Genomic DNA, 24599 nt, shown 5'->3' with positions numbered 1-24599 from the left:
AAGACGGCGCAATACGCTGGGTAACCGGGCCAACGGCGTTCAACGGGACGCGGCGGCGCGGCTTACGCGCCGTCACATCGCGTTCGGACGACTTTGCACGGAAGCAATCAGGCGGAGAAACGGATGACGATGGAACACGCAGCACAACACACGAGCAAGCCGAACAGAACAATGCTGGTCAAGCACGCAGACGTGCTCGTCACGATGGACGGCGCACGGCGCGAACTGCGCGACGGCGGTCTCTATATCGAGGACAACCGCATCGTCGCCGTAGGGCCGACAGCGGATTTGCCGGAAACCGCCGACGACGTGCTGGACATGCGCGGGCATCTGGTGATTCCCGGTCTCGTGAACACGCATCACCACATGTATCAAAGCCTGACGCGCGCGATTCCGGCCGCGCAGAACGCCGAGTTGTTCGGCTGGCTTACGAGCCTCTACAAAGTGTGGGCGAATCTCACACCGGAGATGATCGAAGTCTCTACGTTGACGGCAATGGCCGAGTTGTTGCTATCCGGTTGCACGACGTCGAGCGACCATCTGTATATCTATCCGAACGGCAGCCGGCTCGACGACAGCATCGCCGCGGCGCGCCGCATAGGCATGCGTTTTCATGCGGCGCGCGGCAGCATGAGCGTGGGGCAGAAAGACGGCGGCTTGCCGCCCGATTCGGTGGTCGAGCGTGAAGCGGACATCTTGAAGGACACGCAACGCCTCATCGAGACGTATCACGACGAAGGGCGTTACGCGATGCTGCGCGTCGTCGTCGCGCCATGCTCGCCGTTTTCAGTGAGCCGCGATCTGATGCGCGAGTCGGCGGCGATGGCGCGGCAATACGGCGTGTCTCTGCATACACACCTTGCCGAAAACACGAACGACGTCGCGTATAGCCAGGAGAAGTTCGGCATGACGCCCGCACAGTATGCCGAAGACCTCGGCTGGGTCGGACGCGATGTGTGGCATGCGCACTGCGTGCAACTCGACGACGCAGGCATCGAACTGTTTGCGCGTACCGGCACGGGTGTCGCGCATTGTCCGTGCTCGAACATGCGGCTCGCGTCGGGTATCGCGCCCATCAGGCGGATGCGGCATGCGGGCGTGCCGGTGGGTTTGGGTGTGGACGGCTCCGCGTCGAACGATGGTGCGCAGATGGTCGCCGAAGTGCGCCAGGCTTTGCTGTTGCAGCGAGTCGGTTTTGGCCCGGACGCGATGACGGCCCGCGAAGCACTGGAGATCGCCACGCTCGGCGGCGCGAAGGTGCTGAACCGCGACGACATCGGCGCGCTCGCGCCAGGCATGGCGGCGGACTTCGTGTCGTTCGACCTGCGTCAGCCGCTCTTTGCCGGCGCGTTGCACGACCCGGTCGCGGCGCTGGTGTTCTGCGCGCCGTCGCAGGTAAGCCATAGCGTGATTGGAGGCAACGTCGTCGTGAGGGACGGGCAATTGGCGACGCTCGAACTTGGTCCTGTGATCGAGCGGCATAACCGGCTGGCAAAGACACTTTACGAAGCGGCGGCATGACATGAAGCGGAGCAGCGCCTGCGCACAGTCACACACGCAAGCGCCGCCAGTGGTCAAACGTCTAACGTCTCAAGGCTTGTCGATCAGTGTTTTGGTCGCTTCGGCGACGAGGCTGCGCAGCCAGCGCACTTCATCGGAGTAATGCACGCGCTCGTGCCACAGCTGGTAGTACTGCATCGGCGGAAAGTCGAGCGGCGCGGGCACCACGGTCAGCGGCAGGAACTTGGCGTAGTAATCGGCGAACAGGCGTGTCGTCGTAAAGATCAGGTCGGACTTGATCAGCACATACGGCGCGAGATTGAAGTACGGCAGCGTGACGACCACGTGGCGTTTGAGCCGCTCGCGCGCGAGGTGCACGTCGATCGCGCCGCGCTGACCCACCGAGTACGGAGTCGGCGCGAGATGCGGGGCGTTCAGGTATTGGTCGAGCGTGAGCCCGCCGCGTTTGGCGAACGGATGCGCGTTGCTCATCAGGCAGACGATCTGATCGACGAACAGGTTCGACAGATGCAACTGCTCAGGCGGCTCGGGCCAGTTGCCCACGACGATGTCGAGCTTGCCGTCTTCGAGCGCAAGTTCGTAGTCGAACGCGGGGCCGAGCGAGTGAAACTCGAGCGTCGCGTTCGGCGCCGCCTGGCGAAACCGCTCGACCACCGTCGGCACGAACAGCACGTTCAGGTAGTCCGGGCAGCCGATGCGGTAGCAGCGAATGGAAGTGGCCGGGTCGAAATTGTGTTGCTGGAACTTGATGCGTTCGATCTCGCGCAGCGCGTTCTGCACCGGCTCGAGTAGGCGCAGGCCGTATTCGGTGGGCACCATGCCGGATTTGCCGCGCACGAGCAGCGGGTCGCCGGTAATGTCGCGCAACCGGCGCAGCGCGGCGCTGATAGCGGGTTGCGACTGGTTCAGTTTGACGGCCGCGCGCGTGACGCTGCGTTCCATCAACAAGGTGTGCAAGACGCGCAGAAGGTAGGTATCGATCGCCTCGCGTTGCTGACTCATGACTTCTCCGAAATATATGTTCTGGCTGATCGAGTGGGGGCGTGGGTATATGCGTTTTAATATGAACGAAAAACGGCGTCAAGAGAGACATTCCCGCAGAGCGTGCTGTGGCGCGGGTTTGCGGGAATTTTGGCGGCTCGACTGAGCGGGTCTAATTAGGTATTGTCATCCGGTTGTGGTGACGGATCGCCCGCCGGCACGGTGGACGACCGCGCAGCAACGGCAGTTACCGACGCACTACGGAATCACATGAGCGACTCTTTTTATAGCGACGGCGCCGCCGCGCAGCCGGCAACGAGGCCGGAACAGGCGGCGCCCCGGTTGATGCTCAAAGGCATCACCAAACAATATCCCGCCGTGCGGGCCAACGACGACGTCACGCTGATCGTCGCGCCGGGCGAGATCCACGCCGTGCTCGGCGAAAACGGCGCGGGCAAGAGCACGCTGATGAAGGTGATCTACGGCGCCGTGCGGCCCGATGCCGGAGAGATTCAATGGGAAGGCGAAGCGGTCGACATCGCGAGCCCGGCGGCGGCGCGCAAGCTCGGCATCGGCATGGTCTTTCAGCACTTTTCGCTGTTCGAAACGCTCACGGTCGGCGAAAACATCGCGCTTGCACTCGACGAACCGTTCGATCTCAAAGCGCTTTCCAAACGCATCCGCGAAGTCTCCGCCGACTACGGCCTCGACATCGACCCGCAGCGTCACGTGCATAGCCTGACCGTAGGCGAGCGGCAGCGCGTCGAAATCGTGCGTTGCCTGCTGCAGAACCCGCGTTTGCTGATCATGGACGAACCCACGTCCGTGCTCACGCCGCAAGCGGTGCGCAAACTCTTCGCGACGTTGCGGCGGCTCGCGGCTGAAGGCTGCAGCATTCTCTACATCAGCCACAAGCTCGATGAAATTCAGGAACTGTGCGATACGGCGACGGTGATGCGCGGCGGCCGTGTCACCGGCCACGTGAAGCCGAAAGAGGAAACGCATGCGTCGCTCGCGCAGTTGATGGTCGGCCATTCGCTGCCCGACTACACGCGTCGCGAGCATAATCCGGGCGCGGTGCTGCTCGATGTAAAGGCGTTGTCGGTGACGAGCGACGACCCGTTCGGCACGTCGCTCGAGAACGTGTCGTTCGCCGTGCACGCGGGCGAGATCTTCGGCATTGCGGGCGTCTCGGGCAACGGTCAGGCGGAATTGCTGTCGGCGCTCTCAGGAGAGAAGCGCGGCCTGCGAGCGGACGCGGTCACCATTTGCGGCAAACCCGCGGGGCGGCTTGGCGCAGGCGGCCGGCGTGCGCTCGGCTTCGGCTTCGTGCCGGAAGAGCGGCTGGGCCGGGGGGCCGTGCCCGCAATGACGCTGTCCGAAAACGCGCTGCTCACAGCGCATCGTCAGAAGATGGTCAACTCCGGTTGGATCAACTCAGGCGCGATGCGTGCATTTGCGCGGCGCTGCATTGAAGCCTTCGATGTGCGATGCGGCGGCTCAGAGGCACTCGCGCAAAGCCTGTCGGGTGGCAATCTGCAGAAGTACATCATGGGCCGCGAGATTCTGCAGGCGCCGAAGGTGCTGGTGGTCGCGCAACCCACATGGGGCGTCGACGTGGGCGCGGCGGCCTTCATTCGCCAGCAGTTGCTCGATCTGTCGGCAAGCGGTGTGGCGATCCTCGTGATTTCCGAGGAACTCGAAGAACTGTTCGACATCTGCGACCGCATTGCGGTGCTTGCGGGCGGCAGGCTCTCGCCGGTACGCGCCACCGGCGCGACCAACGCCGAGGAAATCGGCCGCTGGATGGCGGGCCTTTTCGGTGGCCGCGAGGGCACGGCGCCTTCAGCGGAACAGCCGGCGCATGTTTGAGCCGCGTCTCGCGGCATCTCGCGGCATGGCGCGGTATCTATCTACGCGTCCGTTATCGGAACCAAAAAACACACACTACCCATGATTCTTCCGTATCGACTCGAAGCGCGCACGACGCCCTCGCGGACCATGCAACTCGCCGTGCCGCTGATCGCGGCATTGCTCACACTCGCCATCGGCTTCGTGATTTTCGGCCTCGTCGGCCGCGATCCGCTCCAAGCGATGCACGCGTTCTTCATCGAACCGCTGTCGAGCGTGAACGGCTGGTCGGAGCTTCTGCTCAAGGCATCTCCGTTGTGCCTGATCGGTCTCGGGCTTGCGATCGGATATCGCGCGAATGTATGGAACATCGGCGCGGAAGGGCAGATGCTGCTCGGCGGCATTGCCGCGAGCGGCGTCGCGATCTTTTTCGATCAGGCGACCGGCTGGTGGATCCTGCCGCTGATGATGATCGCCGGCGTGATCGGCGGCATGCTGTGGGCGGCGATTCCCGCGTTGCTGAAAAGCCGTTTCAACACCAACGAGATTCTCGTGAGCCTCATGCTCACGTACGTGGCCACGCAACTGCTGATCTATCTGGTGAGCGGCCCTTGGCGCGATCCGCAGGGCATGAATTTTCCGCTGTCGGAAATGTTCAGCGGCGACGCCCTCTATCCGACGTTTTACGGCGACTGGCACTGGAAATGGCTGCGCGGCACGCGTCTGAATGCGTCGGTATTCGTCACGCTGATTGCGATCCCGCTCGTATGGCTCTTCATGCGCAAAAGCTTCGCCGGTTACCGGATGAACGTCGGCGGTCTTGCGCCGCTTGCCGCCCGTTACGCAGGCTTCTCGGATAAGAAAACTATCTGGATGTCGCTTCTGATCAGCGGCGGACTCGCGGGCCTCGCAGGCATGGGCGAGATCGCCGGGCCTATCGGCCAGTTGCAGGCGACGTGGTCGCCGGGTTACGGCTTCACGGCAATCATCGTCGTGTTCGTCGGACGGCTGCATCCGGTCGGCATCGTGCTCGCAAGCCTGCTGATGGCGTTGCTGTATCTCGGCGGCGAAGCGGTGCAGACCTCGATGCAGTTGCCGCAGGCGCTCTCAGGCGTGTTCCAGGGACTGCTGCTGTTCTGCCTGCTCGGCGCCGATCTGTTCGTGAATTACCGTGTACGCCGGCGCTCCGTTGCCGCGCAAGCCCACTGACCCGTCTAACGCTTCGTTGCCGCAATCCATGGATATTCAACAAGCCAGCGCGCTCACTTCGAGCGCCGTCACCGCCGCGATTCCGCTGATGTTCGCGGGCGCGGGTGAACTCGTCACCGAAAAGTCGGGCGTTCTCAATCTCGGCGTGGAGGGCATGATGCTGATGGGCGCCGTGACCGGCTACGCAGTCACCGCGATCACCGGCAGCCCCTGGCTCGGCGTGCTCGCCGCGATCGGCGCGGGCCTCGCGATGTCGCTGCTGTTCGCGTTTCTCACGCTGACCATGCTCGCCAACCAGGTCGCCACGGGCCTGTCACTGACCATCTTCGGCATCGGCCTGTCCGCGTATGTCGGCAAGCCGTACACGTCGGCGGCCGTACGCGCGACCATCGACACGTGGACCATTCCGGGCCTCTCGAAGATTCCGGTGCTCGGTCCCGCGCTCTTCAGTCTCACGCCGCTCGATTACCTCGCGTTCGTGATGTTCGCGGTAATCGGCTGGTTTCTGTATCGCACGCGCGCGGGGCTCGTGCTGCGCTCGGTCGGCGAGTCGCCGCAGGTCGCGCATTCGGTAGGCTTCCCGGTGGTGGGCGTGCGCTATGGCGCGGTCGCATTCGGCGGCGGCATGGCGGGACTGGCCGGCGGCTATTATTCGATCGTCAATCTGCACCTCTGGCAGGAGCAACTCACGTCGGGCCGAGGCTGGATCGCGCTTGCGCTCGTCGTATTCGCGACGTGGCGCCCAGGGCGCCTCCTGATCGGCGCGCTGCTGTTCGGTGCCGTGACCGGCCTGCAGTTCTACGCGCAGGCGATCGGCGTGCCGGTACCGACGCAATTCCTCGCGATGCTGCCATACGTCGCGACGGTCGTCGTGCTGGTGCTGATCTCGCGCAACCCGAACACGATCCGCCTGAACGCGCCCGCATCGCTTGGCAAGCCGTTTTTCTCGGCAGGCTGAGGATCGTCGGCACCGTCTGCAAGTGCTCCCCCAAATCTCAGATCATTCGATAAACACGACAGGAGAAAACATGAAGAGAAGAAATCTGCTGACCGCTTTTGCCTGGGGCGCGGCGTCGCTCGGGCTGGTTGCGTCGCTGCCGCAGGCCGCGCAAGCCGCGGACGCGCCGGGCGTGGCGTTCGTCTATCTCGGCAATCCGGGCGATGCCGGCTGGACGTTCGCGCACGACCAGGGTTCCAAGGAAGCCGAAGCGAAGTTCGGCAACAAGGTCAAGATCACGCGCATTGAGAACGTGCCGGAATCGGCCGACTCGGAGCGCGTATTCCGCGATCTGGCGAACAAGGGCAACAAGATCATCATCGGTTCGAGCTTCGGCTATCAGGACTTCGAACTCAAAGTCGCAAAGGACTTTCCGGACACCGTTTTCCTGCACGCGACCGGGTACAAGAAGGCGCCGAATTTCGGGACTTACGACGTGCGCATGTATCAAGGCGCATACCTTGCCGGCGTGGCCGCCGGCTACGTGACGAAGACGAACACGCTCGGCTTCGTCGCTTCGGTGCCGATTCCGGAAGTGGTCCGCAACATCAATGCGTACACCCTCGGCGCGCGCTCGGTGAATCCGAGAGTGCATACGAAGGTCATCTGGATCAATAGCTGGTTCGATCCGGGCAAGGAGAAGCAGGCCGCCGAAACGCTGATCGGTCAGGGCGCGGACGTGCTGTTGCAAAACACGGATTCGAGCGCGACGCTCGCGACCGCATCCGAGAAACATGTGCACGCGTTCGGGTGGGATTCGGACATGAAGAAGTTCGGCCCGAGCGCGCATCTGGGTTCGGTGGTCGCTCACTGGGGCGTGTATTACAACGCGGCGATCCAGCAGGTGCTCGACGGCAAATGGAAGAACGACCCGGTGTGGTGGGGCATTCCGCAGAAGGCTGTCGATCTTGAAGACCTGAACACGTCGGCGATTCCGGCTGACGCGCAGAAGAAGGTCGCCGCGAAGCGCGACGAACTGGCGGGAGGCAAGTGGGATGTGTTCGCCGGTCCGATCAAGGACCAGTCCGGCACGGTGAAGGTGCCGGCCGGCAAGACGCTGACCGACCCGGAACTGCAGCGTCTGAACTGGTACGTGGAAGGCGTGGACGGTTCGTTGCCGAAATAAGGCGCTACATTGCGGCGGGCCCCCGCCGCATGAAAAGACTGCCGGAGCTGCGCCCGCCACGGACGCGGCTCTTCCGGTTTCAGTCGGGCGCTGTCCGGCGGTTCTACGTCGCCGGCGTTAGCCGCATCAATCGTCGATGCGCAAGCCCACTTTGATTGTCACCTGCCAGAAGGCGACTTTGTCGTTTTCGATCTGGCCCCGGGTTTCCGTCACTTCGAACCAGTGCAGATTGCGCAGCGTTTTCGACGCCTTCGCAATGGCGGTGCTGATGGCGTCGTCGATCGATTTGGTCGATGAGCCGGTCAGTTCGATCTGCTTGTAGACGTGGTCTGACATGAAGTCTCTCCTTTTGATCTTCGTTGGCGTTCAGGAAGTATAGGTAACGCGCACGGGTAAAACGTCAGTCGCGTGACGATCCGTTGTTGCACGGCGCGTGCCCGATCAAAGGGACCGGAAGGGCGGATGGTCGGCCATCTGCTGCGCGCCCGGCGCCCGATGTACGTCATGAACCGCGCGCGGAAAAGCCGGGGCGAGGCCAGGATTTCGGCGTTCATCGACATTTTGCAGACGCCGCGCGCCGTCACCGGCCGGCAACGCATCGTGCGTGGGCTGGATTCGCGATAACCTGCTAAAATATTCGGTTTTTCGCCGATATCACATTCAAAGGGACGCGCCGTGCTGTCTACTGCCAACATCACCATGCAATTCGGGCCAAAGCCCCTGTTCGAGAACATCTCGGTCAAATTCGGGGGAGGGAACCGCTATGGCCTGATCGGTGCTAACGGCTGCGGCAAGTCCACCTTCATGAAAATCCTGGGTGGCGATCTGGAGCCGAGCTCGGGCAACGTGATGCTCGAGCCGAACGTGCGCCTCGGTAAATTGCGCCAGGACCAGTTCGCGTATGAAGACGTGCGCGTGCTCGACGTCGTGATGATGGGCCACGCAGAAATGTGGGCCGCCATGACCGAGCGCGACGCGATCTATGCGAACCCCGACGCGACCGACGACGACTACATGCACGCGGCCGAACTCGAAGCGAAGTTCGCCGAATACGACGGCTATACCGCCGAGGCGCGCGCGGGCGAATTGCTGCTCGGCATCGGCATCGCTATTGAAGATCACAACGGCCCCATGAGCAACGTCGCGCCTGGCTGGAAGCTGCGCGTGCTGCTCGCGCAGGCGCTGTTCTCGAAGCCGGACGTGCTGCTGCTCGACGAGCCGACCAACAACCTGGACATCAACTCGATCCGCTGGCTGGAAGACGTGCTCAACCAGTACAACTCGACGATGATCATCATCTCGCACGATCGGCACTTCCTGAACCAGGTCTGCACGCACATGGCCGACATGGACTTCGGCACGCTGAAGGTCTATCCGGGCAATTACGACGACTACATGCTGGCCAGCACGCAGGCGCGCGAGCGTCAGCAGAACGCGAATGCGAAGGCTAAGGAGCGTGTCGCCGACCTGCAGGACTTCGTGCGCCGCTTCTCCGCGAACAAGTCGAAGGCGCGCCAGGCAACCAGCCGTCTGAAGATGATCGACAAGATCAAGATCGAGGAATTCAAGCCGTCGTCGCGGCAGAATCCGTTTATTCGCTTCGAGTTCGAAAAGAAGCTGCACAACATTGCGGTGGTCGCGGACAGCATTTCGAAGAAGTACGAGCGCACCATCTTCAACAATTTCAGCATCAGCGTGCAGCCTGGCGAGCGGATCGCAATCATCGGCGAGAACGGCGCTGGCAAGACCACGCTGTTGCGCTCGCTGCTCGGCAATCTGCAACTCGATCACGGCACGGTGAAGTGGGCCGAGAACGCAAACGTCGGCTACATGCCGCAGGACACGTACGAAGAGTTTCCGAACGACGTCACCCTGATGGACTGGATCGACGCGTATCGCAAGGAAGGTGACGACGAGCAGATGGTGCGCGGCACGCTGGGCCGTCTCCTGTTCAATGCCGACGACATCCGCAAGTCGGTCAAGGTGCTGTCGGGTGGCGAGAAGGGCCGCATGATCTGGGGCAAGCTGATGCTGGGGCGCCATAACGTGCTGCTCATGGACGAGCCGACCAACCACATGGACATGGAATCGATCGAGTCGCTGCAAATCGCGCTCGACAAGTTCGAAGGCACACTGATTTTCGTGTCGCACGACCGCGAGTTCGTGAGCGGGCTGGCCAACCGGATCATCGAAGTGAAGACCGACGGCACGCTGAACGACTTCGGCGGGAATTATGAAGACTTCCTGGCGAGCCAGGGCGTGCAGTAAGCGTCTGACAAGCAGGTTGGCGAAGCCATCGACCGTCGGATTTGCCCGTCGGAAACATGGCGCCCGAGAACGGCGGTCCGGCATGCCCTGTGCATGTCGGACGGCCGTTTTTCATTTGGCCGGCGGCTGACCCGATGACAGGATCGTGCTCAGCTTCGTGCCGCCTATCGATTCGCAATCCGCCTGCCTCGGTTCCGTCCATTGCACGGCGACGCCGCGCACTACGGGGCGGACCATCCGCCACGGCCAGAAGCCGAAGCGCTGCGAACCGCTGTACTCGACGATTGCATCGGCTCCGCGCAGTTGGGCATATTCCGCCATTTTCGGAAGGATGTCCGCGACGCCGCCGTAGGTCCCTTTGCCGATCTTCACATTCTTGATGACCTTGTACTTCTGACTCGCCGGCGGCAGCCGTGCAAAGAAGCAGAAGTTGCCAAGGCCGGCGGGAAGATCGGCCACTGGATGCGCGGCCTCTTTCGTGAGGTCCAGCTCGGCTTCAGATGCCGCGTCCGGCGCGGATTCCGCCGCGCGCGCGGTGCCTGCTGTCACGGCGATAGCCATCATCGCGGCGATCAGAGAAAGGTTCGGGTGTCGTGTGGGGTTCATGTTGGTCTCGACGTCTATGCGCCACGGGGCGGGCGCTTTCTTTTGAAGTCGGATAGTAAGCGAGCGCGGCGCTATTGGCTACCCGGTTTACAGATCAGGGCGGCGGCGCGTTCGTCCCGACGCTGATTACAATAGGACCATCAATGTCCGCAGACAGAGGCCGACCATCATGAAGACCTACGACAAACTCTATATCGACGGAAAATGGATTGCGCCCTGTGGCACCGGCACGATCGACGTGGTGGATTCGGGCACCGAGGAAGTCATGGGGCGCATCCCGGAGGGCGTCGAAGCCGATGCCGAAAGCGCGATTGCCGCCGCGCGCGTGGCCTTCGACGGCTGGGCCGCGACGCCCGCCGCCCAGCGCGGCGAGTATCTACGGCGCATTGCCGAAAACCTGAAAGCACGCACCGATGAACTGGCTGCGCTGATCGCGGGCGAAGTAGGTATGCCGCTGAAGCTCTCGCGGGCCATTCAGGTGGGCAGCCCCGTGTACAACTGGAACGCGTATGCGAAGCTTGCCAGCGAGTTCGAATTCGAAACGCGCGTCGGCAATTCGCTCGTCGTGCGCGAACCGGTCGGCGTGGTCGCCGCCATCACGCCATGGAATTACCCGCTCAATCAGATCACGCTGAAGGTAGCGGCGGCGCTCGCCGCCGGTTGCACGGTCGTGCTCAAGCCCTCCGAAATCGCGCCTTTGAATGCCTTTGTGCTCGCCGAGGCGATTCACGAAGCAGGGCTGCCTGCCGGCGTGTTCAATCTCGTCAGCGGTTACGGGCCGGTTGTCGGCGAGATTCTCGCGAGTCATCCGTCGGTCGATATGGTGTCGTTCACCGGTTCCACGCGCGCGGGCAAGCGTGTGTCGGAACTGGCGTCGGCGACGATCAAGCGCGTCGCGCTCGAACTGGGCGGCAAGTCGGCCTCGGTGATTCTCGACGACGCCGATTTCGCCGCCGCGGTGAAAGGCACCCTCAGCGCGTGCTTCCTGAACTCAGGGCAAACCTGCTCCGCGCACACCCGCATGCTGGTCCCCGAGGCTCGCTACGACGAAGCGCGAGCGCTTACGAAACAGGTGGCCGAGACATATGCAGCCGGCGATCCGCGCGACGAGAAAACGCGCCTCGGACCATTGGCGTCGGCGGCGCAGCAGGCGCGTGTGCAGCAATACATTGCGAAGGGAATCGAGGAGGGCGCAGAGCTCGTAACCGGCGGCGCGGGGCTGCCCGACGGCGTGTCGAAAGGCTTCTTCGTCAAGCCTACCGTGTTCGGCCGGGTGCATCCCAAAGCGACGATCGCTCAAGAGGAAATCTTCGGGCCGGTCCTGTCCATTCTGACCTACAAGGACGAAGAAGAGGCGATTCGGATTGCCAACGATTCGCCGTATGGACTGGGCGGCGCGGTGTGGGCGGGCAGCGACGAGCGCGCGCAACTTGTTGCGCGCCGCATCCGCACGGGCCAGATCGACATCAACGGCGGTGCATGGAACATGGCCGCGCCGTTCGGCGGCTTCAAGCAATCCGGCTTTGGACGCGAAAACGGGGTCTACGGGCTCGAGGAATATTTCGAACTCAAATCGATGCAGTTCAAAGTTTGATCCGGATGACCGGCGTCAAGCACCCGGCGCGCGCGCGAACGTCATTCGCGCGCTGCTTGACCTGACGCAACCCGGGCTGCGCGCGACGGACGATGATCGGCGGTTCGCTAATCGTCCGTCGGATCAGTCATGCTCCACTCTCACTCCTTTTCACCGCTAGTTATCCGCGGCCGCTCGTTACTGCCGATCGTGCAGGGCGGCATGGGCGTCGGTATCTCAGCGCACCGGCTCGCAGGCAGCGTCGCACGCGAGGGCGCGCTGGGAACCATTGCCAGCATCGATCTGCGCCATCACCATCCGGACCTCGTCGAGCGCTGCAGCCGGTCGGCCGATCACGCCACGCTGGAACAGGCCAACCTCGCGGCGCTCGCACGCGAAATCCATGCGGCGAAGGCGCTCAGCGAAGGCCGCGGCATGATCGCCGTCAACGTGATGAAGGCGGTCAGCGCGCAGGCCGATTACGTCCGCGTGGCTTGCGAATGCGCCGCCGATGCGATCGTTATGGGCGCGGGTCTGCCGCTCGACCTGCCGGAGATGACCCAAGGCCACGATATCGCGCTGATTCCGATCCTGTCGGACAGCCGCGGCGTTGCGCTCGTGCTGAAAAAGTGGATGAAAAAAGGCCGCTTGCCCGACGCTGTCGTGATAGAACATCCGGCGCACGCGGGCGGGCATCTGGGCGTCGCGAATATCGCCGATATGAACGATCAGCGCTTCGACTTCATGCGGATTCTGCAAGAGCTCGACGCCGTATTCGTCTCTCTCGGGCTCGATCGCAAGCAGGTGCCTTTGATTCTCGCGGGCGGCATCAATAGCCATGAGGCTGTGCGCGCGCTGCTCAACGCTGGTGCGAACGGTGTGCAACTCGGCACGCCGTTCGCCGTGACCGAGGAAGGCGACGCGCATCCGAACTTCAAGCGCGTGCTCGCTGACGCGACGCCGGAAGATATCGTCGAATTCGTCAGCGTGACGGGCTTGCCCGCGCGCGCGGTGAAAACGCCATGGCTCACGCGCTATTTGCGGCATGAAAGCAGGATTCGCGACAAGGTCGGCGCGCTCAAACACGCGTGCCCGACTGCGCTGGAGTGTCTAAGCGTGTGTGGCTGGCGCGACGGCGTGGAGAAGTTCGGCCATTTCTGTATCGACACCCGGCTCGCCGCGGCCTTGCGCGGTGACGTAGCGAACGGTCTCTTTTTCCGCGGTAAAGAAGCGCTGCCGTTCGGCCAGGCGATTCGCAGCGTGCACGATCTACTGGAACTGCTGCTGACCGGCGTGACGCGACCCGCTGTCGCAGGGCGTTGTGCTTTCTCGCCCGGTTGACGGGAGTCAACTTGCCGCGCGACGAGAGCTTCGACAATCCCCGCACATTACCAACAATCGGGGAAGTAGATGGAACTCTCGCTCAACAGGATCAGGACCGCCGCCATTGCATCGAGCCTGCTATGCGCGGCCGCGGTAGCGCCGCAGGCACATGCTGCCGGCGACGACACACTGAGCGGCATTCACGCCGGCGACGTGCTCGTGCGTCTACGCGCCATCAGCATCGTGCCGAACGTGGACACGACCGGCATGTTGTCGGCGCTGAACGTCGGCGTCAACAACGCGACCGTGCCCGAACTGGATCTGACCTACATGATTCGCGACTATCTCGGCGTCGAATTGATTCTCGGCACGTCGCGTCATCAACTCACGTCGAGCGTCGGCGGTCTGGGCGGCGTGAACGTATTGCCGCCGACATTGCTGCTGCAATATCACTTCAATCACGCGGGGCGCGTGCGTCCGTATGTCGGCGCGGGTCTGAACTACACGCTGTTCTACAACAACGGTCTGCATGTCGGCGATCAGCCGGTGTCGATCAGCAATCACAGTTTCGGTCCGGCGTTGCAGGCGGGCGTCGACGTCCAAGTGACGAAGTCGCTGTTCGTGAACGCGGACATCAAGAAAATCTGGATGCACACGGACGCGTCGCTCAACGGTCAGCCGCTTGGCCGCGTAAGCATCGATCCGGTGGTGGTGGGGCTAGGCGTGGGTATGCGCTTCTAGTCGCTGCGGGTCGCTTCTAGTCGCATCCTGCTGGCTCGAGCGAGGCTCTACCTGCGCGCTCTCGTCGAGCCATGAGCAGCTTCGCCGGAACATTCTGCGTGACTATTCCGGCGAAGCTCTCAAAGCTTGTCGTTCTGAAAGCGCATGGCTGTGCCTTCCTGCTCGATGCGTACCCACACGGCCCGCTTTTCTTCGTCGCTGAGAAAAACCCAGTTCGACACTTCGCCGGCAGTGCGGCCGCAGCCTTTGCAGATGTCGTCGAACAGCGTGGAACACACGCCGATGCACGGGCTGTCGGGAAGAGCGTGGAGATTGGAAGCCATCGGAAACCTTGCAGCAGGGAAGCGGAGTTCCGCTATGTTAACCGATACGAAGCGTGAGACCCGCCGAGCTGGGCAGCGCATCGAAAAGTGCAGCCAGTTGCACGTCGACAAGCGTATCGACGAGCACAGCGGCCCACACGCGCCGCTGCCCGGTCCACAGTGTCACCGCGCAATGCTGTAACCGATTCGCGCCATCCAGTGCTGACGGTTGTTGTAATCGAGCAGGTCTTCGCCGTAGCCGTTGAAGTAGCCGATCCACAAGTAGCCGCCCCACGCGCTACCCAGCAGCTTTGCGAGCGGATAGGTGAATTGCGTATCCACGCTGCCGTACCAGTGCTTGGTGCCTTTGCGCAGCGTGGTCGCAAGCTGCCAGCCGTCGGGGCTGCCGTATTTGATGAGCAGATCGACATAGCCCCGATAGTCCGCGATGTCAGGGTTACTTTCCTTGCCGAAGTAATAGTAGATTTTCGGCGACACCGTCAGATGGTTGGCCGTCAGATCGCCGAATTCCCACGTCGGCCGGATGAACGGCATGTTGATGCTGCGCGAATCGGCTCCTCCCTTGCCGTTCGATTCGTGCGCGACGCCTGCGGCGAAGCCCATCCGCGTAAAGAGCGGACTGCGCCAGCCCGTGTCCGGCACGTAGTAGAACAGTTGCGGCGAGTAGGTGGTGTCACGGAACGGCCGGGATTCGGCGGACAGATCCCATATCGACGTCTGCGTGTACGCGAAGTACAGGTTGTCGATGAACGCCTTCGAGCGTAGGTCGTCGGGAATGCGCAATCGATACTTGAAGCTCAGTTGCAGCCGAGCGTTGGTGTCGCCGTTGTGGCCGACGGCGAAGTACATCGGCTCGTAGTAGGAGACGTGCGCAAACACGCCGCGTCCAGTGGTCGACAGAGAGTCGCCGGGTGGCGAGATGGCGTCGCCCGTTGGGCCGTCGAGCGACGCCGCCGTCGCCGCGGCCTGCGCGGGCGTGCTGGCCTGGGTCTCGCTGCGCTCGGCCTGCGCAATCGCGTCCTGCTGCGGGCCGCGGTTGATCACGACGAGCGCTGGCGATGCATCGAAGCCGACCGGGTCGATACGCATCTCGCCGCGCGCCGATTCCGGCCACGGCGCTGAAAAGCGCACTTTGCGAAACTGCCCCGGCCGCAGACGCAGCGTGTCGGGCACGCCCGCTTCCCGCGCGAGTTCGAGCGGCTGCGGCGACTGTTCTCCGCCGGTCAGATTCACGCGCAAGGTTTGCGGCACGGTGACGGTTAACGGGTGGCCGTCGTCGGCGGAATAGAGCAGCGTGAGCTGCAACGGCTCACGGGCCGCCGCGATGCGCGCCGGTTGCAGCATCGCGACCGTGGCGGCAGCCTCGCCCGGCAACGCGCCTGACAATGCGAAGACGGCGAAAGCCAGTGTGAGTCTGTTGCGGCGTGAAGAGAGATGAGCGCGGCGAATCGTCACGAAGATACGGCGAGCAAAGCGGTCGAATGAAGCAACAAGGTGCATGGGCTGTCGTCCAGGAGCGAGGCCGCGAGCGAAACGGCGCGGCGCGTCTCGAGTGAGATCATGCGGCGCCTGCTTTCACCGCCGCGTCGATGCGAGAGGCGAGGAAGTGGCAAAAGAATGTCTGCCGGGCGGCTACGACAACCGCAGGCAGCCACCCGAATTCATCAGCACGGCGCGGCGCCACGGCAATCGGCGGCGTCGCACGGGTTGAAATACTAAAAGATTATTTACAAGTTGACTGCAACCGCCGGCGAATTTGCATCACTAGCGAGCCCAAGCCGAGACGCCCTCAATTGCCGAACGCGACCTGCCAGAGCAGCGCTCCATTGAGCATGATGATGAAGGTGGCCGACAGCCAAGCCAGCACCAGCGCCACGCCGTGCACTCGCCAGCCGCGCATCAGACGCGCATCCGATGCGTAACGGATCAACGGTACGACCGCCAGCGGCAATTGCAGGCTCAGCACGACCTGGCTTGCGACCAGCAACTGGTTGGAGCCCTCCTGGCCGTACATCGTCACGGCCACCAGCGCGGGACCGATCGCCATCGCACGCGTGAGCAGCGCGCGTTTCCAGCGCGGCAGGCGCAGTTGCAGGAAGCCCTCCATGACCGCCTGGCCCGCCAGCGTGCCGGTCACGGTCGCGCTCAGGCCGCACGCCAGCAGCGCCGCCGCAAACAGAATCCCCGCCCAGCGGGTGCCCAGCAGCGGCGCAATCAGGCGGTGAGCGTCTGCGAGATCGGTGACGTCGCGATGGCCGCTCGCATGAAACACGGCCGCCGCGACGATCAGCAGCGCTGCATTGATCACGAAGGCAAAGAGGAGCGAGCCGATCGTGTCGATATTGACGACATGCAACGCGGCCTTGATCTGCGCGTCGCTGCAGTCGGGCGCGTGATGCTTGACGAGCGACGAGTGCAAATAGAGGTTGTGCGGCATCACCGTGGCGCCGACGATCCCCGCCGCGAGCCACACCATCCCCGCGTTGCGCAATAGCTCAAGGCTCGGTGCCGTGCCCGCCAGCGCCGCATGCCAGTCGGGTCGCGCGAGCGCCAGTTCGATCACAAAGCACAAGCCGACGAAACCGATCAGCGCCGCGATCACCGCTTCCAGCTTGCGGCCGCCTTTCTGCTGAAGAGCGAGCAGCGCGAATGTGCAGACAGCCGACATCAGCACGCCGACAGTCAGCGACACTCCCAGTAGCAATTGCAGCGCGACGGCGCTGCCAACCACCTCGGCGACGTCGCAGGCGATGATCGCGACCTCGCTCGTCAGCCACAGAAAGATCGTGCGGCGCCGTCCCGAATGTTCGCGGCAAACCTGCGCGAGGTCGCGCCCGGTTACGACGCCCAGGCGCGACGACAGCCATTGCAGCAGCATTGCCATCATGCTCGCGAGCACGACCATGCCCAGCAACTGATAGCCATAGCCGGCGCCCGCGCCGAGCGCCGTGGCCCAATTGCCAGGATCGATATAGCCGACCGCGATTAACGCCCCGGCGCCGACGAACGAGAACCAGTGCGCGGGTCCTTTTTCGGGTAGACGTCGACGGCGGTTAGGGCGCAGCGCGAACGGATTGGTGTTCATGGATGCCTGAGGTCAAAGACTGCCTGATTCCGCAAGGGCCGTGCCCGCGGGGCCGATGTAAGCCCCGACCTGTAACGCGGCGAGCCTCACGGACAAAGCCGTGCGGGGCGCTGCCCAGTCTCGCGCGCGGCCGCACGCACGCTACCGGGAGTCAGCCGTCACGATCTGCGCCTGTCAGCCATTGTGCTCCGTCGCACGGCATTGCGTCGTCGGGCGATGCCGGCGTAAAGGCGGCTGCATAGCGGCGTCCGGACGGCGACGCAAAGCGCGCGGGCTGGCCCGCCTGCAGGCTTACTCTGGCGGCAACTTCGCAGCGTGCCGCGAGCCGGGGTTTTTTTCGGGTAGACATGCGCTCATAACCCGCTAAAATTGCGCCCATTTTCCGGCGGCGCGGCTTACGCTGTGCCGTTTGCGCGACAATGCGGCGTTTTTTTTGGACCGCGCAATAATTGGTGGTAGTTTTCGGGTTTTTCAGGGGAGCCGTGGCGCTGCGTTCGCACCGCGTCGCGGCATGCGTGAGGACGGCCGGTTCGGACCGGTCAGGATCGGAGAACGGGATGAAAAGACGGGTAGTGGGGCAAGTGGCTGCGCTGGTCTTGTGCGCGGCGCCGTGGCTGACGGCGGCAGCGAAGGATACGCAGCTCAACGTGTATAACTGGTCCGATTACATCGCCAAGGACACCATTCCGAACTTCACCAAGCAGACCGGCGTCCAGGTCAAATACGACAACTACGACAGCGACGACACGCTGCAAGCCAAGCTTCTGACCGGCAATTCCGGTTACGACATCGTCGTGCCGACGAGCAATTACGCGGGCAAGCAGATCGCAGCCGGCATCTTCTCGCCGCTCGACAAATCGAAACTGCCGAATCTGAAGTACCTCGACCCTTCGCTGATGTCGCTCGTCGCGGGTGCCGATCCGGACAACAGGTTCACGGTGCCCTGGGCTTACGGCACGACCGGACTGGGCTACAACGTCACGAAGGCACAACAGATCCTCGGCAAGAATGTGCCGCTCGATAACTGGGACATTCTGTTCAAGCCGGAAAACATCTCGAAGCTGAAGGCGTGCGGCGTGTCCGTGCTCGACGCGCCGGATCAGATGTTCGCCGCGGCGTTGCACTACATCGGCAAGGATCCGATGAGCACGAACCCGGCCGACTACCGCGCCGCGCTCGCCATGCTCAAGAAGATCCGTCCGTACATCACGCAGTTCAACTCGTCGGGTTATATCAACGACCTGGTCGGCGGCGACGTGTGCTTCGCATATGGCTGGTCGGGCGACGTCGTGATCGCCAAGCACCGCGCGATCGAGGCGAAGAAGGCGTACAAGATCGAGTACTACATTCCGAAGGGCGGCGCGCCCGTATGGTTCGACGTGATGGCGATTCCGAAAGACGCGAAGAACAAGGAAGCCGCGCTGGAGTGGATCAACTACATCGAAACGCCGCAGGTCCACGCCGCGATCACCAACGCCGTCTACTATCCGAGCGCGAATCTCGAAGCGCGCAAGTACGTGGACAAGGACGTCGCGAACGATCCGGCTGTGTACCCGCCGCCCGACGTCATCAAGACGTTGTTCCTGCTCAAGCCGCTGCCGCCTGAAGTCCAGCGGCTGCAGACGCGGCTCTGGACCGAGTTCAAGTCAGGCCGCTAACCCGGCCAGGTGAATGGGTAAGCATCATCAAGAAGCCCTCGGTGTCCACCGGGGGCTTTGTTCGTCAAACGCCGGAGTAAAGCATTGTGATGAGTAGTGAGCAGCCGGGCGCGCTGGACCGGGTGGCCGCGCCGTCCGCTGGCGGCAACGCCGCGATGAACGACGCAGCCGACAACTTCGTGCAGATTGTCGACGTCGTGAAAAAATTCGGCGAGACCGTGGCCGTCAAGCAGGTCAATCTGTCGGTGAAAAAGGGCGAATTGTTCGCGCTGCTCGGCAGTTCCGGCTGCGGCAAGTCCACGTTGCTGCGTATGCTGGCCGGACTCGAGACCGTGACCTCCGGCAAGATCCTGATCGACGGCGAGGACCTTGCGCAATTGCCGCCGTATCGCCGGCCGGTCAACATGATGTTTCAGTCGTATGCGCTTTTTCCGCATATGACGGTCGAATCGAACGTCGCGTTTGGTCTGAAGCAGGAAGGCGTGCCCAAGGCGGAATTGAAGGACCGCGTGCAGACCGCGCTCGAACTCGTGCAGATGGGCCGCTTCGCGAACCGTAAGCCGCATCAGCTTTCGGGCGGACAGCAGCAACGTGTCGCGCTGGCGCGCTCTCTCGTGAAGCGGCCCAAGCTGTTGCTGCTCGACGAGCCGATGTCCGCGCTCGACAAGCAGATCCGCCAACGCACGCAGATTGAACTCGTCAACATTCTCGACACGGTCGGCGTGACCTGCATCATGGTGACGCACGATCAGGAAGAAGCCATGACGATGGCGGGACGTCTCGCCGTGATGAGCGAAGGGGAGATCGTCCAGCTCGGCACGCCGCACGAGGTGTACGAGTATCCGAATAGCCGCTTTTCGGCCGAGTTCATCGGCTCGACGAATCTGTTCGAAGGGCATACGGTCGAAGACGAGCCCGATCACGTCTTTATCGAAACGCCCGATCTCACTTGCCGCCTGTATGTGAATCACGGCATTACCGGTCCGCTCGGCATGCCGGTGACGATTTCCGTGCGGCCCGAGCGCATTGCGCTGACGCGTAAGCCGCCTGAGGGCGCGTACAACTGGGGCAAGGGCGTCGTCACCAATATTGCTTACATGGGCGGCTATTCGCTGTACCACGTGAAGCTCGACAGCGGCAAAACGGTGATCGCCAATGTAACGAGCCTCGCGCTCACCGAGATCGATCCGCCGACCTGGGGCGACGAGGTCTATGTGCGCTGGAGCGCGTCGGCCGGTGTGGTGCTCACGTCATGAAGCGCCAGTTCAATTCGTTGGTCAACTGGCCGGTGCGGCGCTTCAACCTGACTGGGCGCACCGCGGTCGTGGCCGGTCCGTTCGTCTGGCTGCTGCTGTTCTTTCTTGTGCCGTTTCTGCTGGTCGTCAAGATCAGCTTTGCCGATCTGCAGCTTGGCATTCCGCCGTACACCGAACTGACGAGCTTCGTAGACGGCGCGATCAACCTCAAGCTCGACCTGTCGCATTACGCGTTTCTCGTCACGGACAGCCTGTACTTTGCGACGTACGTGAATTCGGTGGTGGTTGCCGCGATCTCGACGCTGCTGTGTCTGCTGATCGGCTATCCGATGGCGTATTACATTGCGCGTTCGGATCCGGCGCGCCGCAATCTCCTGATGATGGCCGTGATGCTGCCGTTCTGGACGTCGTTCCTCATTCGCGTTTATGCGTGGATCGGCATTCTGAAGAACAACGGCTTGCTGAATAATTTCCTGATGTCGATCGGTCTGATTCATTCGCCAATCGAGCTGTATCACACGAATACCGCCGTCTATATCGGCATGGTGTATTCGTATCTGCCGTTTCTCGTGATGCCTCTGTATGCGCACCTGGTGAAGATGGACATGACTTTGCTGGAGGCCGCGTATGACCTCGGCGCGAAGCCCTGGAAAGCGTTCTGGCAAATTACGTTGCCGCTCTCGAAAAACGGCATCATCGCCGGTTGCCTTCTCGTGTTTATTCCGGCGGTGGGCGAGTACGTGATTCCGGAATTGTTGGGCGGCGCGAATACGCTGATGATCGGCCGCGTGATGTGGAATGAGTTCTTCGACAATGCGGACTGGCCGATGGCTTCCGCTGTGACGTGTGCGATGGTGCTGCTGCTGTTGGTGCCAATGGCGTTCTTCCAGTATGCGCAGGCGAAGGCAATGGAGGAAAGGCGCTGATGAAGCCGAACCGGATTTTGCAGTTCACCGCGTTGGCGTTGGGCTTTCTGTTTCTGTATGTGCCCATTGCCAGTCTGATCGTCTATTCGTTCAACGAATCGCAACTGGTCACCGTATGGACGCGCTTTTCGACGCGCTGGTACGCGGCGTTATTGCATGACGACGAGTTGATCGCTGCGGCGTGGCTCTCGTTGAGGGTGGCGGTGCTGACGGCGTTTGCGTCGGTGATTATCGGCACATGGGCGGGCTTCGTGCTCGCGCGCATGGGGCGTTTTCACGGCTTCACGCTCTATACCGGCATGATCAATGCGCCGCTGGTGATTCCCGAGGTGATTCAGGGCATTTCGTTGCTGTTGCTGTTTATCGAAATGGCGAAGTGGCTCGGGTGGCCGGCCGGGCGCGGCATATTCACGATCTGGATCGGACACGTGATGCTGTGCATTTCCTACGTGGCGATCATTGTGCAGTCGCGCGTGAAGGAGTTGCATCCTTCGCTGGAGGAAGCGGCGCTCGATCTTGGGGCGACGCCGCTTCGCGTGTTTTTCTCGATCACGTTGCCGTTGATTTCGCAGGCGCTGGTGTCGGGGTGGCTGTTGTCGTTCACGTTGTCGATCGACGATCTGGTCCTCTCGGCGTTTTTGTCGGGGCCTGGATCAACGACGTTGCCGCTCGTGGTTTTCTCGCGGGTGAGGTTGGGATTGAATCCCGAGATGAATGCGTTGGCGACCCTGTTTATCGCCGTCGTGACCGTTGGCGTGGTGGCGGTTAATTATTTCATGCAAAGAGCGGAGAGGAGGAGGGTGCAAGTGGCGGTGTAGCGTTTGCCGCTGCCTGATTTTTGTTGGCCTTTCCTTGAAGACAAGGAAAGGCCCGGAACAACGGTAAGCACAAAGCGAAAGCGCCTGAATCCTAAACCCTATACCCAATCCTAACCCCACCCCAATGCCGCCCCTGCACAAAAACCGGCGCCGACGCATCCTTCATCAAAACAAACTCCCCACCGCCCATATCGCGCCGATACGTCTGCAGCAAAAACTTCTTCGTATGCGACCCGGCAGCCAGTCCCGTCCGGTCGTTGAAAATGCGCCGGTTCCGGCAATTGGCCATATTCCACACGACGTCGTCACGCTGCGGCAAAGAGAACTTCAGGTTGTGCGTCGGCAGATAACCGCGCACGTCGATCGCGGCTGAGAACGCGACCCGCGGATCGAGATCGAGTAGCGGCTCCTGAATCGCCGGCAGAACGCGATCGGTAAAAGCCGTGAACCGCGTCATGAACTGCTGCGGATTGCTGCCAGGCACGGACACGTAGTGTTGATCGAAAAGATCGTCGAGAGAAATCTCGCCGCGCGCGACAGCCGCCTCGAATACCTTGCTTACCTTGGCCGCTGCCTCCTGCACGGCTTCGATAAAGCGTGTGTCAGCGGTTTCGACGCCCGCCGCCGCTGTCAACTCGATCAACGTCTCCGACACGCCCAGCAAGTTGCCGAGACGATTCTTCGCCTGCACGAAGTTCTCGCTCGAATCTTCGACGCCGGTCGCCATTTCGAGCACTTGCGCCTCGAGTCCGTCGCACTGCGTTTCGATCTCGCCGGTCAATGCCGCGATCTGCTCGGCCTCGTTGTTCAGATGCGCGATGGCGTCGCCTGTCGCATGCACGACGTCGCCGATCTTGCGCGTGCCCTCACGCACCCGGTGCGCCCGCTCCGTGTTCACTGAGCCTTCGTTGATCAACTGCTCGGTCTGCTGCGTAAGTTGCGCGAGCGTCGTCTCGATCTGACCGGTTGCCTGCGCGGTCTTTGCCGACAGGTTCTTCACCTCGGCCGCCACGACGGCGAAACTGCGGCCGGACTCGCCGGCGCGCGCCGCTTCGATCGCGGCGTTCAGCGCGAGCAGATGCGTCTGCCGCGCGATCAAGGAGATTTCCTCGGAGACGCGGCTCACGTGTGCAAGCGCGCTGCGTAGCGCGCCGATCTGGCTTTCGATCACCGTTACGCCTTCCACCAGACCGTGGATGTCGGCGAGCGATGCCTCCAGCGTCTCCTGCGATTCCTGCACGCCGGTTGCCGCATGCGCCGAGACTTCGCGCATGCCTCGCGCAGCAGTCGCGATCCGATGATTGCCCGCGAGCGTCTGCGCGGCGGACTCGCGCAACGCCTTGCAGACTTGGGCCTGATGCTGCACGCGCGCGGCGACCTCATCGACGTGGCCGGACACATCGCAAATTTCGATACCCAGTTTGCCCGCCTGCGAGGCAATATCACCGACCACCGCCTCGGAGCGGGCCGGCCGGCGAAAGCTGAAACGCGACATGGACGTCTCCTTTGACGCTAACGGCGCTGGCGGTTGGCGCACAGCGTCTTCTCAATGCGTTTACGGCTGGCTTTCGGCGGACTTGATACGGGGTATCCCGCAGTCGCTATCATGTGCGGTTTGGCGTCGCGACAGCCGCAATCAGGCGTGCGGCTGCGGCCATCCCTTTTTTCGACGGTAACGATGTACGACTCCTTAGCGCGCGTTTCGGGCTGGCAACAGCTCTATCATTTGTGGGAGCTAATCGTCATGCTCTGCAAGTTTCTTTGGAGCTTGTTGCGCTTTCTTGGGGGTGGGGGGTAGGGGTGGTTTGTGGGGGAGCGGAGTTTGTGAGAGTGGGGCCAGGGTCGTGAGAGTGGAAAGACTGGATTGGTGACTGCTGGCATTGTCCTTTCGGCGAGTCGACGGCGGGGCGCTGGGGCTGATATTAAAGGACGCCTGGTTGCTGGTACATGACCAGCAGGGCAGGGACGTGCTCGCGGATGCAGGTCTTGCGGTGGCGGAACGGCTCAAACCGACCCTTTGCGGTCGGTTGGGCCGGCGTGACCCGACAGGCCGCTTCCGAGTTACAACGGCCGTTTGCACCACAAGCTTTCACATGGATCTGCCAATAATTACAAATAGCAATCGACAGCCCACCTAGTCGAAAACCGTCAACCTTGGATAAACGAGACGGTTCATGTGACGACGGTACGTCCGACCGAGCCACCATGCACGACAAGCGATGCGCTCACGTGCTCATATCGGACCAAGGTCCGATATGAGCATATGCGTCTGTGACCTATGGTCCCTAAAGGTAGCCGATGCATCCGGGCGCCAAGCCTTGCCTCCAGCAGTTGATA

Annotated in this window: 22 protein-coding genes; 14 read left to right on the top strand and 8 right to left on the bottom strand. The window is 62.3% G+C overall.

Features of this window, described 5'->3' with window-relative positions; genetic code table 11:
- The first annotated feature begins 123 nt into the window (after positions 1 to 123).
- A complete protein-coding gene (locus BCA01S_RS12775) occupies positions 124 to 1521 on the top strand; it encodes an 8-oxoguanine deaminase (protein WP_027777222.1) in 1398 nt (465 codons plus the stop codon).
- 69 nt (positions 1522 to 1590) lie between these two features.
- Here BCA01S_RS12775 and BCA01S_RS12770 read toward each other — a convergent pair whose 3' ends face one another.
- Complete coding sequence (locus tag BCA01S_RS12770; RefSeq protein ID WP_012433318.1) at positions 1591 to 2523, bottom strand: LysR substrate-binding domain-containing protein; 933 nt, start codon at positions 2521 to 2523, stop codon at positions 1591 to 1593.
- A 249-nt stretch (positions 2524 to 2772) separates the two neighbouring features.
- Between BCA01S_RS12770 and BCA01S_RS12765 the strand changes: the two genes are divergently transcribed.
- From BCA01S_RS12765 to BCA01S_RS12750, 4 genes are all read left to right on the top strand, one after another.
- Positions 2773 to 4374, top strand: a complete 1602-nt coding sequence (locus tag BCA01S_RS12765) for an ABC transporter ATP-binding protein (RefSeq protein WP_027777221.1) — start codon at positions 2773 to 2775, stop codon at positions 4372 to 4374.
- An 81-nt stretch (positions 4375 to 4455) separates the two neighbouring features.
- Positions 4456 to 5562, top strand: a complete 1107-nt coding sequence (locus BCA01S_RS12760; protein WP_027777220.1) for an ABC transporter permease — start codon at positions 4456 to 4458, stop codon at positions 5560 to 5562.
- 28 nt (positions 5563 to 5590) lie between these two features.
- The gene (locus BCA01S_RS12755) at positions 5591 to 6520 is read left to right on the top strand and encodes an ABC transporter permease (RefSeq protein ID WP_027777219.1); all 930 of its coding nucleotides are present in this window, start codon (positions 5591 to 5593) and stop codon (positions 6518 to 6520) included.
- Positions 6521 to 6590: 70 nt separating this feature from the next.
- Positions 6591 to 7685, top strand: coding sequence for a BMP family ABC transporter substrate-binding protein (locus BCA01S_RS12750; protein ID WP_027777218.1), 1095 nt, complete (start codon positions 6591 to 6593; stop codon positions 7683 to 7685).
- A 126-nt stretch (positions 7686 to 7811) separates the two neighbouring features.
- On the opposite strand, the gene BCA01S_RS12745 is transcribed toward BCA01S_RS12750, so the two are convergent.
- Positions 7812 to 8021 (bottom strand): dodecin, encoded by a 210-nt coding sequence (locus BCA01S_RS12745; protein WP_027777217.1) that lies wholly within the window; start codon positions 8019 to 8021, stop codon positions 7812 to 7814.
- Between the two features lie 126 nt (positions 8022 to 8147).
- On the opposite strand from BCA01S_RS12745, the gene BCA01S_RS37980 reads away from it, so the two are divergent.
- Positions 8148 to 8309 carry a hypothetical protein gene (locus BCA01S_RS37980; protein WP_156955051.1) on the top strand — a complete coding sequence of 54 codons (162 nt, stop codon included), beginning with the start codon at positions 8148 to 8150 and terminating at the stop codon, positions 8307 to 8309.
- Positions 8310 to 8360: 51 nt separating this feature from the next.
- Entirely contained in the window at positions 8361 to 9953 is a 1593-nt protein-coding gene (locus BCA01S_RS12735) for an ABC-F family ATPase (protein ID WP_027777216.1), read from the top strand.
- Positions 9954 to 10064: 111 nt separating this feature from the next.
- On the opposite strand, the gene BCA01S_RS12730 is transcribed toward BCA01S_RS12735, so the two are convergent.
- Positions 10065 to 10559, bottom strand: a complete 495-nt coding sequence (locus tag BCA01S_RS12730; RefSeq protein ID WP_027777215.1) for a hypothetical protein — start codon at positions 10557 to 10559, stop codon at positions 10065 to 10067.
- 169 nt (positions 10560 to 10728) lie between these two features.
- Between BCA01S_RS12730 and BCA01S_RS12725 the strand changes: the two genes are divergently transcribed.
- The 3 genes from BCA01S_RS12725 (at position 10729) to BCA01S_RS12715 (ending at position 14196) form a co-directional block, all read left to right on the top strand.
- Positions 10729 to 12153 carry an aldehyde dehydrogenase family protein gene (locus BCA01S_RS12725; RefSeq protein ID WP_027777214.1) on the top strand — a complete coding sequence of 475 codons (1425 nt, stop codon included), beginning with the start codon at positions 10729 to 10731 and terminating at the stop codon, positions 12151 to 12153.
- Positions 12154 to 12282: 129 nt separating this feature from the next.
- Positions 12283 to 13473, top strand: coding sequence for an NAD(P)H-dependent flavin oxidoreductase (locus BCA01S_RS12720; protein WP_027777213.1), 1191 nt, complete (start codon positions 12283 to 12285; stop codon positions 13471 to 13473).
- Positions 13474 to 13542: 69 nt separating this feature from the next.
- Positions 13543 to 14196 (top strand): OmpW/AlkL family protein, encoded by a 654-nt coding sequence (locus BCA01S_RS12715; protein WP_042318531.1) that lies wholly within the window; start codon positions 13543 to 13545, stop codon positions 14194 to 14196.
- A gap of 119 nt (positions 14197 to 14315) precedes the next feature.
- On the opposite strand, the gene BCA01S_RS12710 is transcribed toward BCA01S_RS12715, so the two are convergent.
- The 4 genes from BCA01S_RS12710 to BCA01S_RS12695 form a co-directional block, all read right to left on the bottom strand.
- Complete coding sequence (locus tag BCA01S_RS12710; RefSeq protein WP_020070188.1) at positions 14316 to 14519, bottom strand: DUF1289 domain-containing protein; 204 nt, start codon at positions 14517 to 14519, stop codon at positions 14316 to 14318.
- 37 nt (positions 14520 to 14556) lie between these two features.
- Positions 14557 to 14685 (bottom strand): hypothetical protein, encoded by a 129-nt coding sequence (locus tag BCA01S_RS39045; protein ID WP_255218472.1) that lies wholly within the window; start codon positions 14683 to 14685, stop codon positions 14557 to 14559.
- A complete protein-coding gene (locus BCA01S_RS12700; protein WP_027777211.1) occupies positions 14682 to 16019 on the bottom strand; it encodes a phospholipase A in 1338 nt (445 codons plus the stop codon). Before BCA01S_RS12700 ends, BCA01S_RS39045 begins: the two co-directional genes overlap by 4 nt.
- Positions 16020 to 16308: 289 nt before the next feature.
- The gene (locus BCA01S_RS12695; protein ID WP_027777210.1) at positions 16309 to 17604 is read right to left on the bottom strand and encodes an Nramp family divalent metal transporter; all 1296 of its coding nucleotides are present in this window, start codon (positions 17602 to 17604) and stop codon (positions 16309 to 16311) included.
- 557 nt (positions 17605 to 18161) lie between these two features.
- Here BCA01S_RS12695 and BCA01S_RS12690 point away from each other — a divergent pair.
- The 4 genes from BCA01S_RS12690 to BCA01S_RS12675 all read left to right on the top strand — a co-directional run bounded on the left by BCA01S_RS12690 (position 18162) and on the right by BCA01S_RS12675 (position 22262).
- Positions 18162 to 19262, top strand: a complete 1101-nt coding sequence (locus BCA01S_RS12690; RefSeq protein ID WP_027777209.1) for a polyamine ABC transporter substrate-binding protein — start codon at positions 18162 to 18164, stop codon at positions 19260 to 19262.
- A 155-nt stretch (positions 19263 to 19417) separates the two neighbouring features.
- Positions 19418 to 20518 carry an ABC transporter ATP-binding protein gene (locus BCA01S_RS12685; RefSeq protein WP_110405260.1) on the top strand — a complete coding sequence of 367 codons (1101 nt, stop codon included), beginning with the start codon at positions 19418 to 19420 and terminating at the stop codon, positions 20516 to 20518.
- Positions 20515 to 21444 carry an ABC transporter permease subunit gene (locus BCA01S_RS12680; protein WP_020070194.1) on the top strand — a complete coding sequence of 310 codons (930 nt, stop codon included), beginning with the start codon at positions 20515 to 20517 and terminating at the stop codon, positions 21442 to 21444. The genes BCA01S_RS12685 and BCA01S_RS12680 overlap by 4 nt, the downstream gene beginning before the upstream one ends.
- A complete protein-coding gene (locus tag BCA01S_RS12675; protein WP_027777207.1) occupies positions 21444 to 22262 on the top strand; it encodes an ABC transporter permease subunit in 819 nt (272 codons plus the stop codon). Before BCA01S_RS12680 ends, BCA01S_RS12675 begins: the two co-directional genes overlap by 1 nt.
- Before the next feature lie 91 nt (positions 22263 to 22353).
- Here the strand turns inward: BCA01S_RS12675 and BCA01S_RS12670 are convergent, their stop codons facing one another.
- Positions 22354 to 23757, bottom strand: coding sequence for a methyl-accepting chemotaxis protein (locus tag BCA01S_RS12670; RefSeq protein ID WP_027777206.1), 1404 nt, complete (start codon positions 23755 to 23757; stop codon positions 22354 to 22356).
- Positions 23758 to 24599: the final 842 nt, after the last annotated feature.

The sequence above is a fragment of the Paraburkholderia caledonica NBRC 102488 genome, from assembly GCF_000685095.1.
GTDB classification, from domain to species: Bacteria; Pseudomonadota; Gammaproteobacteria; order Burkholderiales; family Burkholderiaceae; genus Paraburkholderia; species Paraburkholderia caledonica.
This window is presented reverse-complemented; position numbering and strand designations above follow the sequence as displayed.

Excerpts from the sequence above, each read along its gene's own strand:
- BCA01S_RS12775 (WP_027777222.1), top strand. The coding sequence starts at position 124 with ATGACGATGGAACACGCAGCACAACACACGAGCAAGCCGAACAGAACA.
- BCA01S_RS12770 (WP_012433318.1), bottom strand. The coding sequence starts at position 2,523 with ATGAGTCAGCAACGCGAGGCGATCGATACCTACCTTCTGCGCGTCTTG.
- BCA01S_RS12765 (WP_027777221.1), top strand. The coding sequence starts at position 2,773 with ATGAGCGACTCTTTTTATAGCGACGGCGCCGCCGCGCAGCCGGCAACG.
- BCA01S_RS12760 (WP_027777220.1), top strand. The coding sequence starts at position 4,456 with ATGATTCTTCCGTATCGACTCGAAGCGCGCACGACGCCCTCGCGGACC.
- BCA01S_RS12755 (WP_027777219.1), top strand. The coding sequence starts at position 5,591 with ATGGATATTCAACAAGCCAGCGCGCTCACTTCGAGCGCCGTCACCGCC.
- BCA01S_RS12750 (WP_027777218.1), top strand. The coding sequence starts at position 6,591 with ATGAAGAGAAGAAATCTGCTGACCGCTTTTGCCTGGGGCGCGGCGTCG.
- BCA01S_RS12745 (WP_027777217.1), bottom strand. The coding sequence starts at position 8,021 with ATGTCAGACCACGTCTACAAGCAGATCGAACTGACCGGCTCATCGACC.
- BCA01S_RS37980 (WP_156955051.1), top strand. The coding sequence starts at position 8,148 with ATGGTCGGCCATCTGCTGCGCGCCCGGCGCCCGATGTACGTCATGAAC.
- BCA01S_RS12730 (WP_027777215.1), bottom strand. The coding sequence starts at position 10,559 with ATGAACCCCACACGACACCCGAACCTTTCTCTGATCGCCGCGATGATG.
- BCA01S_RS12725 (WP_027777214.1), top strand. The coding sequence starts at position 10,729 with ATGAAGACCTACGACAAACTCTATATCGACGGAAAATGGATTGCGCCC.
- BCA01S_RS12720 (WP_027777213.1), top strand. The coding sequence starts at position 12,283 with ATGCTCCACTCTCACTCCTTTTCACCGCTAGTTATCCGCGGCCGCTCG.
- BCA01S_RS12715 (WP_042318531.1), top strand. The coding sequence starts at position 13,543 with ATGGAACTCTCGCTCAACAGGATCAGGACCGCCGCCATTGCATCGAGC.
- BCA01S_RS12710 (WP_020070188.1), bottom strand. The coding sequence starts at position 14,519 with ATGGCTTCCAATCTCCACGCTCTTCCCGACAGCCCGTGCATCGGCGTG.
- BCA01S_RS12700 (WP_027777211.1), bottom strand. The coding sequence starts at position 16,019 with ATGCACCTTGTTGCTTCATTCGACCGCTTTGCTCGCCGTATCTTCGTG.
- BCA01S_RS12695 (WP_027777210.1), bottom strand. The coding sequence starts at position 17,604 with ATGAACACCAATCCGTTCGCGCTGCGCCCTAACCGCCGTCGACGTCTA.
- BCA01S_RS12690 (WP_027777209.1), top strand. The coding sequence starts at position 18,162 with ATGAAAAGACGGGTAGTGGGGCAAGTGGCTGCGCTGGTCTTGTGCGCG.
- BCA01S_RS12685 (WP_110405260.1), top strand. The coding sequence starts at position 19,418 with ATGAACGACGCAGCCGACAACTTCGTGCAGATTGTCGACGTCGTGAAA.
- BCA01S_RS12680 (WP_020070194.1), top strand. The coding sequence starts at position 20,515 with ATGAAGCGCCAGTTCAATTCGTTGGTCAACTGGCCGGTGCGGCGCTTC.
- BCA01S_RS12675 (WP_027777207.1), top strand. The coding sequence starts at position 21,444 with ATGAAGCCGAACCGGATTTTGCAGTTCACCGCGTTGGCGTTGGGCTTT.
- BCA01S_RS12670 (WP_027777206.1), bottom strand. The coding sequence starts at position 23,757 with ATGTCGCGTTTCAGCTTTCGCCGGCCGGCCCGCTCCGAGGCGGTGGTC.